This window comes from Mycolicibacterium duvalii, from assembly GCF_010726645.1.
Taxonomy (GTDB): Bacteria; Actinomycetota; Actinomycetes; order Mycobacteriales; family Mycobacteriaceae; genus Mycobacterium; species Mycobacterium duvalii.
This window is the reverse complement of record NZ_AP022563.1, coordinates 4,136,739-4,151,175: the sequence shown is the minus strand read 5'-3', so window position 1 is coordinate 4,151,175 and position 14,437 is coordinate 4,136,739. Positions and strand designations below refer to the sequence as shown.

Genomic DNA, 14,437 nt, shown 5'->3' with positions numbered 1-14,437 from the left:
TCGAGGTTACCCCGCCGGAGCGTTCACAACGTTGACGAGGTGGTGACCATCGCGCAGCCGTGCGCAGTTGTCGACCGCCGATTCCAGGTACCGCCGCATGGTGTCGGCGGTGTACCAGGTCACGTGCGGGGTGAGGACGACGTTGTCGAGCCCCAGCAGCGGATTGTCGGCGGGAACCGGTTCGACGGCGAAGACGTCCAGACCGGCGGCCGCCAACCGGCCGCTGCGCAGCGCATCGACGAGTGCGGCTTCCTCGACGATCGGCCCGCGGGCCGTGTTGATCAGTACCGCACCCGGTTTCATCTGCGCCAACGCGGCGGCGTCGAGCAGGCCGGCGGTGTCCTCGGTCAGCGGCACGTGGATCGACACGATGTCACTGACTGCGAGCAGTTCGGGCAGGGGTCGCCAGCCGGGATGACCGTCGTCGTGGGTGCGGGTGTGGAGGACCTGGGCGCCCATCGCCACCAGGATGCGTTCGACGCGCTGCGCGACGTTGCCGTAGCCGATCAACCCGACCGTGCAGCCGCCGAGGTCGCGCACCGTCTCACCGAGCGTCGGGTCCGACGGCCACCCGGTGCCGGCGCGGGTCGCGCGATCGAGCTGAGGGAGCCGGCGCAGGGCGGCGAGCATCAGCAGTACGGTGCCCTCGGCGACCGACGCCGCGTTGGCGCCGGGCATGTTCGCCACCGCCACGCCCGCCGCGGTGGCGGCGTCGACGTCGACGGTGTTGACGCCGCTGCCGAGCTTCTGGACGAGCTTGAGCCGGGGGGCCCGCGCCAGATCGCCGGCCGTCAACGGACGCAGGACGTGCCAGATCACCTCGGCTGCAGGCAGTTCAGCGTGCAGGGTGTCGTCGTCGTCCTCGGCGCAGAACCGCACGTGTAACCAGTCCTGGTGCGCAGCAAGGTAATCAATGACTTTCGGGGTGGCCACGAAATGGGCCAGCACGTTCACCACCGCTGGGTGATCCACTCGGTGATCAGGTCGGCCTTCTGGGTGCGCGCTCCCGGCGTGGTGAAGTAGTGGTCGGTGTCGATGGCGTGCAGAGACTTGTCCGCGCTGCCCAAAGCCTCATGGATGCGCCGGGCGTCGGACGGGTAGACGCCGGTGTCCTGTTCGGCGTTGACCACCATGGCGGGGCAGTCGATGCGCGTCAGGTGCGGTTCGGCGCGGGTCTGGGCGTGGCGCAGGCTCCACATGCCCAGCCAGTTGCGCAGCGTGCAGGCCGCGGCGATGCCGTAGGTCGACCGGTTGGCCTTGGCCGGGACCCCCGCATAACACATGTTGGCCGGCCGCTTCGTCGGTTCCAGGGTCGGGTCGACCATGCGCGGGTCCGCCCAGGTGCGCATCACCGTGAACGGCCGGTCCGAGAACCCCGCCGCGCGCACCCGGGTCAGTTCGGCCTCCGCCCAGTCGGTGATCGCGTCGTTGCGGGCCACCTGGGCGGCCCGGTACCGCGCCACGAAGTCGGCGTCGAAGGGCGGCCCGTTGCGCTCGTTGAACAGGTCGAGGTCGGAATCGGTTGCCACGGCGTCGTTCTCGTCGACCACGGAGGCGTCCATCCACGCCGTGAGCACCTCGGGACGGCCGGGGTGCGCGGCGGTGGCGATGTAGCCGTCGGCGGCGTGAAGGTCGTCGAGTCCCATTGCCGGCCGCATGCCCGGCAGCGGGGTGACGTGGCCGTGTACCGCGTTGGCCTGGTAGGCCGCCATCAGCGAGCCACCTCCCGAATTGCCCAGCAGCACCACGGTTTCGACGCCGGCGACCTCGCGCAGCCAGCGCACACCGACACCGATGTCGACGAGGGCGTGATCGAGCAGGAAGCTGCTCTCGAAACCACGGTAGCGGGTGTTCCACCCGAGGAAGCCGATGCCACGCGCGGCCAGATGCTCGGCGAGGTAATGCTCGGAGAAGTCGATCTGATAATGCGTGGCGATCATCGCGACCGTCGGCCGGTGTCCGGCGGGCCGGTGGTAGAGGCCCTGACACGGGTGGCCCCCGGAGCCGGCGCGGTGCGCCGTGGTCGAATCCAGACCGATGAACTCGCGGCTGATGTCGGTCATGGATGCTCCGGCCTTCTCGTCGGGGGTCGCACGTTCAACGGTCTCATCGCAACCCCGATGTTAGGTTCATCCCGGAGTGAGGGGAGCGGGATCGTGATCAAGCCGCAGAACACCAATTCCGAGTTCGCACTCGGTGGGATCAACCACGTCGCGCTGGTGTGCTCGGACATGGCCCGGACCGTCGAGTTCTACAGCGGCGTCCTGGGCATGCCGCTGGTCAAGTCGCTGGATCTGCCCGGCGGCATGGGGCAGCACTTCTTCTTCGACGCCGGCAACGGGGACTGCGTCGCGTTCTTCTGGTTCGCCGACGCGCCCGACCGGGTGCCCGGCATCTCTTCGCCGGAGGCCATTCCGGGCATCGGTGACATCGTCAGCGCCGTCAGCACGATGAACCACCTGGCCTTCCACGTGCCGGCCGAGAAGTTCGACGAATACCGGCAGCGGCTCAAGGACAAAGGGGTGCGCGTGGGCCCGGTGCTCAATCACGACGAAAGCGACGCGCAGGTCTCGCCGACCGTGCACCCCGGCGTCTACGTGCGCTCGTTCTACTTTCTCGACCCTGACGGCATCACGCTCGAGTTCGCCTGCTGGACGAAGGAATTCGGCGACGCCGACACGACGACGGTCCCGAAGACCGCCGCGGAACGGCGCTTGCCGGCGCGCAGTTAGCCACGGCTCGCGTACAACGCCGGATCGGCCAGGCGGTCGATCAGCGCACCGAGGTGTGACGCGAGGTGCTCGGCGGTGAACGTCACGTCTCCGGCCAACCAGGCCGACAGCGTCTGGGCCACCCCGCCCACCACGAAATGTGCGGCGGCTTTGAGCTGCTCGCTCGGCGCGACCTGCAGCGCGGTACCGGCGTGCTGTCCCGACAGCAGCGCGAACAGCGCGCCGGATTCGGCGCGTTTGCGGCTCACCACCGGGTTGGTCAGATGAATGTCGAACAACAGGCGGCCCACGCGCGGGTCCTCGGAGATCGTCCGCACGATGTTGGCCATGCCCTGCCGGCTCTGCTCCCGCGCCGGGGCCGACGCCACCGCGGCCTGGGTGGTCGCGGCGATGTCGGCGACCACCCAGTCGAACACCGCGCTGACGAACGCATCCTTGTCGACGAAGCTCTCGTAGAAGTAGCGCGCCGCCAGCCCGGCCTGCGCGCAGATGGCACGCACCGTCAGTTCCGCGGGTGCCGAACGCCCTCCGAGCAGCTCCAATCCCGCCTCCAGCAGCCGGCGTCTGCGCTGGGCGATGCGCTGCGCGGCGTGCACACCGCGGTATGGGCGGACCTGGGCCATGCCCCCATATTGACAGCCACACCGACACCGAGCAATATCGGGAAACAAGCGTTCGCACATTTGGTGCGGCCGGCTGGAGAGGAGTGACCGTGACGGTCGACGAGGCAGCGCAACCGGAGATCACCACGCCGCACGTGGCGCCGCCGCAGTCGGTGGTGGAGCGGCCGATGAGTGACCTGACCGGAGCGGTGCGGCGCAGCCGGTGGCGTCCGGCGCGAGACGACGGGATGCTCGGCCTCGGCCTGCTGGCCGGCCCGGCCAACGTGATCATGCAGCTGGCCCGGCCCGGCGTCGGGTACGGCGTGGCCGAGAGCAGGGTGGAGAGCGGGCGCATCGACCGGCATCCGATCAAGCGGGCCCGCACCACGTTCACCTACCTCGCGGTGTCGACCAACGGCACCGCGCAACAGAAGCTCGCGTTCCGGCGCGCGGTCAACGGTGCCCATGCGCAGGTGTACTCCACCGAGGAGAGTCCGGTGAAGTACCACGCGTTCGACAAGAACCTGCAGCTGTGGGTGGGCGCCTGCCTGTACAAGGGCGTCGTCGACGTCCACCGGTTGTTCGCCGGCGACCTCGACGAGCGGGCTGCCGACCGACTCTTCGAGCAGGGCCGCGCGCTGGCCACGATGCTGCAGGTGGACGACGAGATGTGGCCGGCCGACCGCGAGGCCTTCGATCGGTACTGGCAGGAACAACTCGACGAGGTGCACATCGACGACACGGTGCGCGAGTTCCTGTACCCGATCGCGACGTCGCGATTGCGTGGTCTGACCCTGCCCGGCCCGCTGCAACGGCGCGCGGAGGCGCTGGCGTTGTTGATCACCACCGGGTTCCTGCCGCAGCGGTTCCGCGACGAGATGCGCCTGCCGTGGGATGCCGCCCAGCAGCGGCGCTTCGACCGCCTGATGGGCGTGCTGCGGTTCGTCAACACGGTCTCGCCGAGATTCCTCCGTGAGTTCCCGTTCAACGTCCTGCTCAAGGATCTGGACTGGCGGATGCGTACCGGCCGTCCGCTGGTCTGACCCTCCCTTTCCCAACTCACCGTGCGTCTCGACAGTTTGCTCCCGCGGTGCTAACTTTCAGCCCGAGTTAGCTTAGCCATACATAACTGACGGTGAGGGAGTTGGGCGGGACCTCGGGATTCTGGCAAATCGGCAGACATCCCGCACCGCGACTATTTCATGGACATGCGAAGTGACACGCTCGCGCCTCGGGCCGGAGCGGGACGGGTGGACCCCGACGTCGTCAGCAGGTTCTCGACCTGCTGCCGCGCGCTGGGATTGTCCGTCCACGACAGGCGACGGCCCGCTGATCTCACGGCTGCCCGGGCGGGATTCGCCGCCCTGACGCGGACCGCGCACGACGAGTGCGACGCGTGGACCGGGCTGGCCGCGGCCGGGGACGTCTCGCCGGCGGTCCTCGACGCGGTATGGCAAACATCGGCGACCGCGGGACGGCTGCAGCGCGAGATCGCACTCGCGCCCGGCGCGCTGGGGTTCTCCTACGACACCGGGTTGTATCTGCAATTCCGGGCCACCGATGCCGACGATTTCGCCCTGGCCTATGCGGTCTCCCGCTGCGAAGCGGTCAATGCGCCGAGTTCCTGGGCGGCGTCGGACAAGCTGGTCGGCGAGGTGCTCGAGCGCCGACCGGGCTGGCTGCAGGCGCGCTGGGTGCGCGCGGCCATCCATTACCGGGCCGGCCGATGGTCTGACGTCGTGCGGATGCTGACACCGATCGTGGCCGACGATTCCCTCGACGAGGCCTACGCGCACGCCGCCCGCGTGACCCTGGGCATCGCGCTGGCCCGGCTGGGCATGTACGCGCCGGCGCTGTCGCACCTGGAAAAGCCAGAAGGTCCGGTACCGGTCGCGGCCACCGACGGTGCGCTGGCCAAGGCGCTGACCCTGCGCGCCCAGGGTGAGGACGAGGACGCCCAGGAAATGCTGCAGGAGCTGTATGCGGCCAACCCCGAGAACACGCAGATCGAAGAGGCCCTGTCGGACACCAGCTTCGGCATCCCCACCACCACGGCCGCCCGGATCGAGGCCCGCTCCGATCCGTGGGACCCCCAGACCGAACCGGGCGAGGCCGACTTCGTCGACCCCGGCGCCAAGGACCGTAAGGCGCACCTGCTCATCGAGGCCGAGGCCGAACTCGCCGAGTTCATCGGCCTCGACGAGGTCAAGTATCAGGTTGCACGGCTGAAGAGTTCGGTGGCGATGGCGCTTCGGCGTCAGGAACGCGGGCTGACCGTCGCGCAGCGCACCAACCACCTGGTGTTCGCCGGCCCGCCCGGCACCGGTAAGACCACGATCGCGCGGGTGGTCGCCAAGATCTACTGCGGGCTGGGCCTTCTGAAGAAGGAGACGGTGCGCGAGGTGCACCGCGCCGACCTCATCGGCCAGCACATCGGCGAGACCGAGGCCAAGACCAACGCCATCATCGACAGCGCACTCGACGGTGTGCTGTTCCTCGACGAGGCCTACGCGCTGGTGTCCACCGGCGCCAAGAACGACTTCGGCCTGGTCGCCATCGACACACTGCTGGCCCGGATGGAGAACGACCGCGACCGCCTCGTGGTCATCGTCGCGGGCTACCGCAAGGACCTCGACACCTTCCTCGACACCAACGAGGGCCTGCGGTCGCGGTTCACCCGCAGCATCGACTTCCCGTCGTACTCAGGTAAGGAGCTCGTAGAAATCGCCACCCGGATGGCCGAGAAGCGTGATTCGCGCTTCGAAGACGCGGCCCGCAGGGACATGGAGCAGCTCTTCGAATACCTGGCGCAGTCCACCACGCCCGACGCCAACGGGGTGGCCCGGCGCAGCCTGGACATCGCCGGCAACGGCCGCTTCGTGCGTAACCTGGTCGAACGTTCCGAGGAGGAGCGCGAGTACCGCCTCGACCATTCCGATTCGGTGGATTTCACCGACGACGAGCTGATGACCATCACGGCCACCGACGTCGCCAACTCTGCTGCTCCGCTGCTGCGCGGGCTGGGCCTGTCGGTGCCGCGATGACCGCGCCCGACGACGACCGGCGGTCCTTCCAGTCCCGCACGCCGGCCAACGACCATCCCGCGCAGGTGACCTATCGACGCGGCTTCGTGACCCGCCACCAGGTCACCGGATGGCGGTTCATGCGGCGCCGCATCGCGTCCGGTGTCGCGCTGCACGACACCCGCATGCTCGTCGACCCGCTGCGCACCCAGTCGCGCGCGGTGCTCGTCGGCGCGCTCATCCTGGTCACCGGCATCATCGGTTGCTTCTTGTTCTCCCTGATCCGTCCCGGCGGGGCGGCCGGCACCGACTCGATACTCGCCGACCGCGAGACCGCCGCGCTGTACGTCAAGCTCGGCGACCAGTTGCATCCGGTGCTCAACCTGACCTCGGCGCGGTTGATCACCGGCCGGCCCGACAACCCGTCGCTGGTCAAGAGCGCGGAGCTGGACCAGTTCGCGCGCGGCAACACGCTCGGTATCCCCGGAGCGCCCGAGCGAATGGTTCCCGACCCGACCGCCGACGCCCACTGGACGGTGTGCGACGCACAGACCGGCGCGATCACCGGGGTCACGGTGATCACCGGCGAGCCGGCCGGCGGCGGCGAGAAGGCCGAGCCGCTGCCCGACGGCGAGGCGCTGTTCGTCGAGAACGCCGGCCGGACCTGGCTGTTGTGGGAGGGCAAGCGCAGCCCGATCGACATCACCGACCGCGCCGTCATCGACGGGCTGGGTCTCGGAGGCGCGCCGCTGTCGGTCCAGCCGATCGCCACCGGCGTGTTCAACGCGATCCCCGAGGCGCCGGCGCTGACGGCGCCGGCGATCCCCGGTGCCGGCGCGCCACCGGCGCTGCCGCTGCCGGTGGCTGCACCGATCGGCGCGGTGGTGGTGGCCTACGAAGCCGACAACACCCTGCGGCACTACGTGGTCCTCGCTGACGGGCTGCAGCCGATCTCGCCGGTCGTGGCGTCGATCCTGCGCAACACCGACTCGTTCGGGTTGGATCAGCCGCCGCGGCTGGGGGCCGACACCGTCGCGCAACTGCCGACCGCCCGCGGTGTCGACACCGCGGCCTACCCGGCCGGACCGGTCACTCTCGTCGACACCGCAACCGACCCGGTGATTTGTGCGTCGTGGGCCAAACCCGAAGGAGCGCAGGCGGAGTCGCTGACCCTGCTGTCCGGCGCGGCGCTGCCGATCGCTGACGGCGTGCAGACCGTGGACCTGGTGACCTCCGGGGCGCCCGGCGGTCCCGCCGACCGGGTCGCGATGCCCGCCGGGACCGGCTACTTCGTCGACAGCGGTAGCGGGCTGTTCTGGCTCAGCGACACCGGGGTGCGCTATGGCATCGACACCGCCTCGACCGATGGCACCGACACCCTCGAGGCACTGGGCCTGTCCGCCGCGCCGCTGCCCGCCCCATGGTCGGTCCTGTCCCAGTTCGCTACCGGGCCGACCCTGTCCCGCACCGACGCGCTACTGGCCCACGACACGCTGGCACCCAACCCGTCGCCGGCCCGGCTGCAGACCGCCCCTCGTTTGGAGAACCCGTGAGCAGGCTGATCTTCGAGCACCGCAAGCGGATACCGCCGCCGGTGTCCCGTAAAGGCACCATCACCATCGAACCCCCGCCCGAGCTGCCGCGGGTGGTCCCGCCGTCACTGCTGCGCAGGGCGCTGCCGTATCTGATCGTCATCCTGATCGTGGGCATGATCGTGGCGCTGGTGGCCACCGGCCTGCGGCTGATCTCGCCGACGACACTGTTCTTCCCGTTCGTGCTGCTGCTCGCGGCGACGGCGCTCTACCGCGGATCGGACAACAAGATGCGCACCGAGGAAGTCGACGCCGAGCGCGCCGACTACCTGCGCTACCTGTCGGTGGTCCGCGACAATGTGCGCGCCCACGCCGACGAGCAGCGCACCGCGCTGCTGTGGTCTCATCCCGAACCGGCTGCGCTGACCGCCGTCCCGGGTACGCGGCGCCAGTGGGAACGTGATCCGCACGACGGCGATTTCCTGGTGCTGCGCGCCGGTCTGCACGACCGGGCGCTGGATGCGACGCTGCGCGTCAAAGAGATCACCGACGAGATCGACCTCGAACCGGTATCGCACACCACCCTGCGCGGGCTCCTGGACACGCAGCGCACCCTGCACGACGCGCCGGCCGGGCTGGAGCTGTCCAAGCTGGCGCGGATCACCGTGTTCGGCGACCGCGACGACGTCAACGCCGCGCTGCGCGCCTGGCTGGCCCAAGCGGCCACCTGGCACGACCCGTCGGTGCTCGGGATCGCCTTCGCCGGAGCGGATCTGGAGTCCCCCGACTGGTCGTGGCTGAAGTGGCTCCCGCACGTGGACGTGCCCCATTCGGTCGACGGCGTCGGTCCGGCCCGCTACCTGGCCACCACGGCCGGTGAGCTCCGAGACCGGCTCGCGCCCGCCCTGGCCGACCGGGGCCCGTTCACCGGAACCGGCGTCGCCGACGTCAAACACCTGGTGATCGTGCTCGACGACGTCGACGCCGACCCGGCCGAGTTCGTCGGACGCGGGCTGTCCGGCGTGACGGTGATCCATCGCAGCGCCGGAGAACCCGACCGCGACCAATACCCCGATCCCGAGCGGCCGATCCTGCGTCTCGCCGACGGCCGAATCACCCGCTGGCAGCGCAACGGTTGGTCGCCGTTCGTCGACACCGCTGATCGCATGGATGTCGCCGATGCCGCGCACCTGGCCCGCCGATTGGCGCGATGGGACTCCAATCCCAGCCACGCCCGCTCGGCCGCCACCGGCGGCGCGACGTTCACCACGCTGCTCGGCATCCCCGACGCCTCGGCGCTCGACGTCGCGGCACTGTGGGCGCCGCGCCACCGCGACGACGAGCTGCGGGTGCCCATCGGTGTCACCGCAACCGGTGAACCGCTGATGTTCGACCTCAAGGACGAGGCCGAAGGGGGAATGGGGCCGCACGGCCTGATGATCGGCATGACGGGTTCGGGCAAGTCGCAGACTCTCATGTCGATCCTGCTGGCGCTGTTGACGACTCACCCGGCTGACCGGCTCATCGTGATCTACGCGGACTTCAAAGGTGAGGCCGGCGCCGACATTTTCCGACATTTCCCACAGGTGGTGGCGGTCATCTCGAACATGGCCGAGAAGCGTTCGCTGGCCGACCGATTCGCCGACACCCTGCGCGGCGAGGTGGCCCGGCGTGAGCAGTTGCTCAAGGAGACCGGCCGCCGGGTGCAGGGCAGCGCGTTCAACTCGGTGACCGAATACGAGGCGGCGCGGAACTCCGACGCCGAGGCGGCTGCCGATCTGCCACCGATACCGACGTTGTTCGTGGTGGCCGACGAGTTCACGCTGATGCTCGCCGACCACCCCGAGTACGCCGACCTCTTCGACTATGTCGCCCGCAAGGGCCGCTCGTTCCGGATCCACATCCTGTTCGCGTCCCAGACGTTGGATGTCGGCCGGATCAAGGACATCGACAAGAACACCTCGTACCGGATCGGCCTGAAGGTGGCCAGCCCGAGCGTGTCCCGGCAGATCATCGGTGTCGAGGACGCCTATCACATCGAATCGGGTCGCGACCACAAGGGCGTGGGCTTCTTGGTGCCGGCGCCCGGTGCCCGGCCGATCAAGTTCCGCAGCACCTACGTCGACGGTATCTACGAGCCGCCCCGGGTGGACAAGTCCATTGTCGTGCACGCGATCCCGCGCCCACAGCCCTTCACCGCCGGGTGGGTGGACCCCGAACCCGACACCGTCATCGTCGACGACGGCGCCGACGTCGAGGTGCTGCCGCCGCGCAAGTTGATCGCCACCGTCGGTGACCAGCTCGCGCAGTACGGGCCCCGCGCCCCCCAGCTGTGGTTGCCCCCGCTGGAAGAGGAGATCCCGCTGGCCGAGCTGCTCGACCGTGCCGGCGTCGGCGAGCGGCAATGGCGCTGGCCGCTCGGCGAGATCGACCGCCCGTTCGAGATGCGCCGGGACCCACTGGTCTTCGACGCCGGATCGGCGGCCGCGAACATGGTCATCCACGGTGGGCCGAAGTCCGGCAAGTCGACCGCGCTGCAGACGTTCATCATGTCGGCCGCGGCGCTGCACGCTCCGGGAGATGTGTCGTTCTACTGCCTGGACTACGGCGGCGGGCAGTTGCGCGGCCTCGACGCGCTCGCCCACGTCGGCAGCGTGGCTTCACCGCTGGAGCCCGAGAAGATCCGCCGCACGTTCGGTGAACTCGAACAGCTGCTCCGCGCCCGCCAGCAGCGCAGCTCCGCCGGCGGCAATACCGGTCAGGCCGGCTACCAGGACGGTTACGGTGAGGTGTTCCTGGTCATCGACAACCTGTACGCGTTCAGCCGGGACAACACCGACACGTTCAACACCCGCAACCCGTTGCTGGCCAAGGTGACCGAACTGGTCAACACCGGACTGTCGTACGGCATCCATGTCGTGCTCACGACACCGAACTGGCTCGAGGTGCCGCTGGCCATGCGGGAGGGCCTGGGCCTGCGCCTGGAACTGCGGCTGCACGACCCCCACGACAGCAACGTGCGGGTGGCCGGGGCGCTGCGCCGGCCGGCCGAGAGCGTGCCGGCCGACCAGCCCGGCCGCGGCCTGACCATGACCGCCGAGCATTTCCTGTTCGCCCGCCCCGCACTGGAATCCATTCCGGCCCTCAACGCGCGGTACCCGGACCGGCGGGCACCGGTGGTGCGGTTGCTGCCGACCAATCTGCCGCCGTCGGCGCTGCCGGTGCTCTACCCAGCACCCGAGCAGGTGGTCATCGGTCAGCGCGAGGAGGACCTGGCCCCGGTCGCGGTCGATTTCTCCGGCAACCCGCTGCTGACCGTCTTCGGTGACGCCAAGACCGGGAAGAGCACGCTGTTGCGGCACCTGATCCGGACCATCAGGGAGAACTCGCGTCCCGACGAGGTGGCGTTCACGGTGATCGACCGCCGGCTGCAACTGGTCGACGAGCCGCTGTTCGCCGACAACGAGTACACGCCCAACATCGACAGGGTGTTGCCGGCGATGCTCGGACTGTCGGCTCTGCTCGAGAAGCGCCGTCCGCCTGCGGGTCTGACGCCCCAGCAACTGTCCGGTTGGTCCTATCGCAACGGCGCCGACAGCCACCTGCACTACCTGATCATCGACGACGTCGACCAGATCCCGGACGGCCCGGCCGTCAGCGGACCGTTCGTCGGGCAGCGGCCGTGGACCGCCCTGCTGGGCCTGCTGGCGCAGGCCTCCGATCTCGGGTTGCGGGTCATCGTCACCGCTCGCGCCTCGGGGGCCGCCCACGCGGTGATGACCGCACCGCTGCTGCGTCGGCTCAACGAGTTGCAGGCCACCACGTTGATGCTGTCGGGCAACCCGCAGGACAGCGGAAAGATCCGCGGCCACAGATTCAGCCGGTTGCCGGTGGGCCGGGCGATGATGCTCGACGAGCGTGACACTGCGACGTTCGTCCAGCTGGTCAACCCGCTGGCCGGCGCGACCGCCGGCGCGCGGGCCGGTGGGGGAGAACACCGTTGACAGCGACACCATCTCGAGAAGGGGAGCGCAGATGACGCTACGTGTGGTACCCGAAGGACTGACCGCGGCCAGCGCCGCGGTGGAGGCGCTGGCCGCCCGGATGGCCGCGGTGCACGCCGCGGCGGCGCCGGCGGTGACCGCCGTCGTGCCGCCGGCAGCCGATGCGGTCTCGCTGCAGACCGCCGCGGGTTTCAGCGCCGCCGGTGCCGAGCATCAGACGGTGGCGGCGCAGGGGGTCACCGAACTCGGCCGCGCCGGAATCGGCGTCGGCCAGTCCGCCGCCAGCTATGCGAGCGGGGACGCGTCGGCCGCGACGTCCTACCTGATCGCGCGGGGCTGATCAGATGACCGCCGCTGGCACAACACCCGTCGCTTCGCTCGCCCCAGTCTGGATGGCGCTGCCCCCCGAGGTGCACTCAGCGCTGCTCAGCAGCGGCCCGGGAACGGGCTCGCTGCTGGCCGCGGCGGCGGCATGGCAGTCGCTGAGCACCGAATACGCCACGGCGGCCGCGGAACTGACCAATGTGCTGGCGTCGGTACAAGCCGGTGCGTGGGAGGGTCCCAGTTCGGAGCAGTACGTCGCCGCCCACACCCCCTACCTGGCGTGGCTGTCACAGCAGAGCGCTCACAGCGCCGCGTCGGCCGCGCAGCATGAGACCGCCGCCGCGGCGTACTCGACCGCGCTGGCGACCATGCCGACGCTGCCCGAGTTGGCGGCCAACCACGCGACCCACGCGGTGTTGGTGGCGACGAACTTCCTGGGCATCAACACCATTCCGATCGCACTCAACGAGGCCGACTACGTCCGGATGTGGATCCAGGCGGCCACCACGATGGGCACCTACCAGGCGGTGTCGGGTGCCGCGCTGGCGGCGACACCGACGTCGGCGCCGGCACCGCTGCTGCTGGCGCCCGGGGTGGGCGAGGCCGGAGCCGCCGCGGCCGACGTCATGAACTCCGCCGCGCAGGCGCAGGCCGCCGAAGCGGGATCGTCGTTCAACATCATCGACTTCTACGTCGATTTCCTGCGGCTGCTGTTCGAGCCGATCATCGACTTCCTGCGCGACCCGATCGGCAACTTCGCGAAGTTGATCAACGACTTCATGACCAATCCCAGTGCGGCGCTGGTGACCTGGTTCCCACTGCTGTTCGCGGTGGGATACCAGGCCATCTTCCAGCCCGTCGGCTGGACCACCTGGACGCTGGTGGCCACCGCGCCGTTCCTGATCCCGCTGATCATCACCCTCGGTGTGGTCGGTCTGAACATCCTGACGCAGAACCCGCCGGTCCCCGAAGAGGCTGCGCCACAGGACCAGCCGCAGCCGGCTTCGCCCGCGCGACCGGACCAGCAACAGCCCATGCCGGCCGCGACCGCCGCCCCCGCCGGAGCCCCTTCCGCGGCGCCGGCCGCGCCCAGCACAGTGGCCGGCGGGTCGGCCACGGGCGCGGCCGCACCGGCCACCGCGGCGCCGGCCTTTCCGTACGTGGTGGCCAGCCGCGATCCCGGCGAAGGGTTTTCGCCGACTGTCCGCGACTCGAGCAGTGCCAAGGCGCCATCGTCGGGGATCCCGGCGGCGGCGGCCGGAGTGGCGGCATCCGCGGCCGAACGCCGCAGACGCCGTCGGCGCCAGAAGGACGAGATGGAAGGCCGGCAGTACGCCGACGCCTACATGGACTATGAGGACGAGCCCGACCGCGACGGACCGCCGGAGCCGGAGCCCCGGGTCAGCGCGTCGCAGCGCGGCGCCGGGCCGATGGGTTTCACCGGCACCGTGACGAAGGGCGATGCCGACGGCGCGGGCCTGACCACGCTGGCCGGTGATTCGTTCGGGGGCGGGCCCAAGAGCCCGATGCTGCCGTCGACGTGGGAGTCCGATCCCACCGAGTCAACACCAGAAGAACACCACCACAACCGAAAGGAAAACCCATGAGCCTCTTGGATGCTCACATTCCCCAGCTCGTCGCGTCGGAGAGCGCGTTCGGGGCAAAGGCGGCGCTGATGCGCAGCACCGTCGCGCAGGCAGAACAGGCCGCGCAGTCGTCGCAGGCCTTCCACATGGGTGAGGCGTCGGCCGCATTCCAGGCCGCGCACGCCCGCTTCGTCGAGGCCTCGGCGAAGATCAACGCGCTGCTGGACCTCGCGCAGGCCAACATCGGCGACGCCGCAGCGTCCTACGTCGCCGAAGACGCCGCCGCCGCCAGCACCTACACCGCCATCTGACCCGGCTCACCCACGAAAGGGACCACTCCCATGTCTCAGATCATGTACAACTACCCGGCGATGCTCGGCCACGCCGGCGAGATGTCGAGCTACGCAGGGGCTCTGCATGCTGTCGGCGCCGACATCGCCAGCGAGCAGGCCGCGCTGCAGGGCGCCTGGCAGGGCGACACCGGCATGACCTACCAGGCCTGGCAGGCGCAGTGGAACACCGCCCTCGAGGAGCTGGTGCGGGCCTACCGTGCGATGGCCAGCACCCATGAGATGAACACCACCTCGATGGCTGCCCGCGACCAGGCCGAAGGCGCCAAGTGGGGCTGACCGGA

12 protein-coding genes are annotated in these 14,437 nt (G+C 69.7%); 9 read left to right on the top strand and 3 right to left on the bottom strand.

The window, feature by feature from the left end:
* Window positions 1-6: 6 nt before the first annotated feature.
* Both G6N31_RS19620 and G6N31_RS19615 read right to left on the bottom strand, forming a co-directional pair.
* Entirely contained in the window at window positions 7-954 is a 948-nt protein-coding gene (locus G6N31_RS19620; RefSeq protein WP_098000649.1) for an NAD(P)-dependent oxidoreductase, read from the bottom strand.
* Entirely contained in the window at window positions 951-2,063 is a 1,113-nt protein-coding gene (locus G6N31_RS19615; RefSeq protein WP_098000519.1) for an alpha/beta hydrolase, read from the bottom strand. The genes G6N31_RS19620 and G6N31_RS19615 overlap by 4 nt, the downstream gene beginning before the upstream one ends.
* A gap of 93 nt (window positions 2,064-2,156) precedes the next feature.
* Here G6N31_RS19615 and G6N31_RS19610 point away from each other — a divergent pair, with 93 nt between their 5' ends.
* Window positions 2,157-2,732, top strand: a complete 576-nt coding sequence (locus G6N31_RS19610; RefSeq protein WP_098000521.1) for a VOC family protein — start codon at window positions 2,157-2,159, stop codon at window positions 2,730-2,732.
* Here the strand turns inward: G6N31_RS19610 and G6N31_RS19605 are convergent.
* Window positions 2,729-3,355 carry a TetR/AcrR family transcriptional regulator gene (locus G6N31_RS19605; RefSeq protein WP_098000523.1) on the bottom strand — a complete coding sequence of 209 codons (627 nt, stop codon included), beginning with the start codon at window positions 3,353-3,355 and terminating at the stop codon, window positions 2,729-2,731. The genes G6N31_RS19610 and G6N31_RS19605 overlap by 4 nt on opposite strands.
* An 89-nt stretch (window positions 3,356-3,444) precedes the next feature.
* Here G6N31_RS19605 and G6N31_RS19600 point away from each other — a divergent pair, with 89 nt between their 5' ends.
* The 8 genes from G6N31_RS19600 (at window position 3,445) to G6N31_RS19565 (ending at window position 14,432) form a co-directional block, all read left to right on the top strand.
* Entirely contained in the window at window positions 3,445-4,377 is a 933-nt protein-coding gene (locus G6N31_RS19600) for an oxygenase MpaB family protein (RefSeq protein WP_420089953.1), read from the top strand.
* Window positions 4,378-4,536: 159 nt separating this feature from the next.
* Entirely contained in the window at window positions 4,537-6,378 is a 1,842-nt protein-coding gene (gene eccA, locus G6N31_RS19595; RefSeq protein WP_098000525.1) for a type VII secretion AAA-ATPase EccA, read from the top strand.
* A complete protein-coding gene (gene eccB / locus G6N31_RS19590; protein ID WP_098000527.1) occupies window positions 6,375-7,910 on the top strand; it encodes a type VII secretion protein EccB in 1,536 nt (511 codons plus the stop codon). Before eccA ends, eccB begins: the two co-directional genes overlap by 4 nt.
* A complete protein-coding gene (gene eccCa, locus G6N31_RS19585) occupies window positions 7,907-11,893 on the top strand; it encodes a type VII secretion protein EccCa (RefSeq protein WP_098000529.1) in 3,987 nt (1,328 codons plus the stop codon). Before eccB ends, eccCa begins: the two co-directional genes overlap by 4 nt.
* A gap of 31 nt (window positions 11,894-11,924) precedes the next feature.
* The gene (locus G6N31_RS19580; RefSeq protein ID WP_098000531.1) at window positions 11,925-12,233 is read left to right on the top strand and encodes a PE family protein; all 309 of its coding nucleotides are present in this window, start codon (window positions 11,925-11,927) and stop codon (window positions 12,231-12,233) included.
* A gap of 4 nt (window positions 12,234-12,237) precedes the next feature.
* The gene (locus tag G6N31_RS19575; RefSeq protein ID WP_234815123.1) at window positions 12,238-13,824 is read left to right on the top strand and encodes a PPE family protein; all 1,587 of its coding nucleotides are present in this window, start codon (window positions 12,238-12,240) and stop codon (window positions 13,822-13,824) included.
* Complete coding sequence (gene esxG / locus G6N31_RS19570) at window positions 13,821-14,114, top strand: type VII secretion system protein EsxG (protein WP_098000535.1); 294 nt, start codon at window positions 13,821-13,823, stop codon at window positions 14,112-14,114. Before G6N31_RS19575 ends, esxG begins: the two co-directional genes overlap by 4 nt.
* Window positions 14,115-14,144: 30 nt before the next feature.
* Complete coding sequence (locus G6N31_RS19565; protein WP_098000537.1) at window positions 14,145-14,432, top strand: WXG100 family type VII secretion target; 288 nt, start codon at window positions 14,145-14,147, stop codon at window positions 14,430-14,432.
* Window positions 14,433-14,437: the final 5 nt, after the last annotated feature.

Bases quoted from the DNA above. Each gene is read 5' to 3' on its own strand.
- G6N31_RS19575 (WP_234815123.1), top strand. From the start codon at position 12,238: ATGACCGCCGCTGGCACAACACCCGTCGCTTCGCTCGCCCCAGTCTGG.
- G6N31_RS19580 (WP_098000531.1), top strand. From the start codon at position 11,925: ATGACGCTACGTGTGGTACCCGAAGGACTGACCGCGGCCAGCGCCGCG.
- esxG (WP_098000535.1), top strand. From the start codon at position 13,821: ATGAGCCTCTTGGATGCTCACATTCCCCAGCTCGTCGCGTCGGAGAGC.
- G6N31_RS19605 (WP_098000523.1), bottom strand. From the start codon at position 3,355: ATGGCCCAGGTCCGCCCATACCGCGGTGTGCACGCCGCGCAGCGCATC.
- eccA (WP_098000525.1), top strand. From the start codon at position 4,537: ATGGACATGCGAAGTGACACGCTCGCGCCTCGGGCCGGAGCGGGACGG.
- G6N31_RS19565 (WP_098000537.1), top strand. From the start codon at position 14,145: ATGTCTCAGATCATGTACAACTACCCGGCGATGCTCGGCCACGCCGGC.
- eccB (WP_098000527.1), top strand. From the start codon at position 6,375: ATGACCGCGCCCGACGACGACCGGCGGTCCTTCCAGTCCCGCACGCCG.
- G6N31_RS19615 (WP_098000519.1), bottom strand. From the start codon at position 2,063: ATGACCGACATCAGCCGCGAGTTCATCGGTCTGGATTCGACCACGGCG.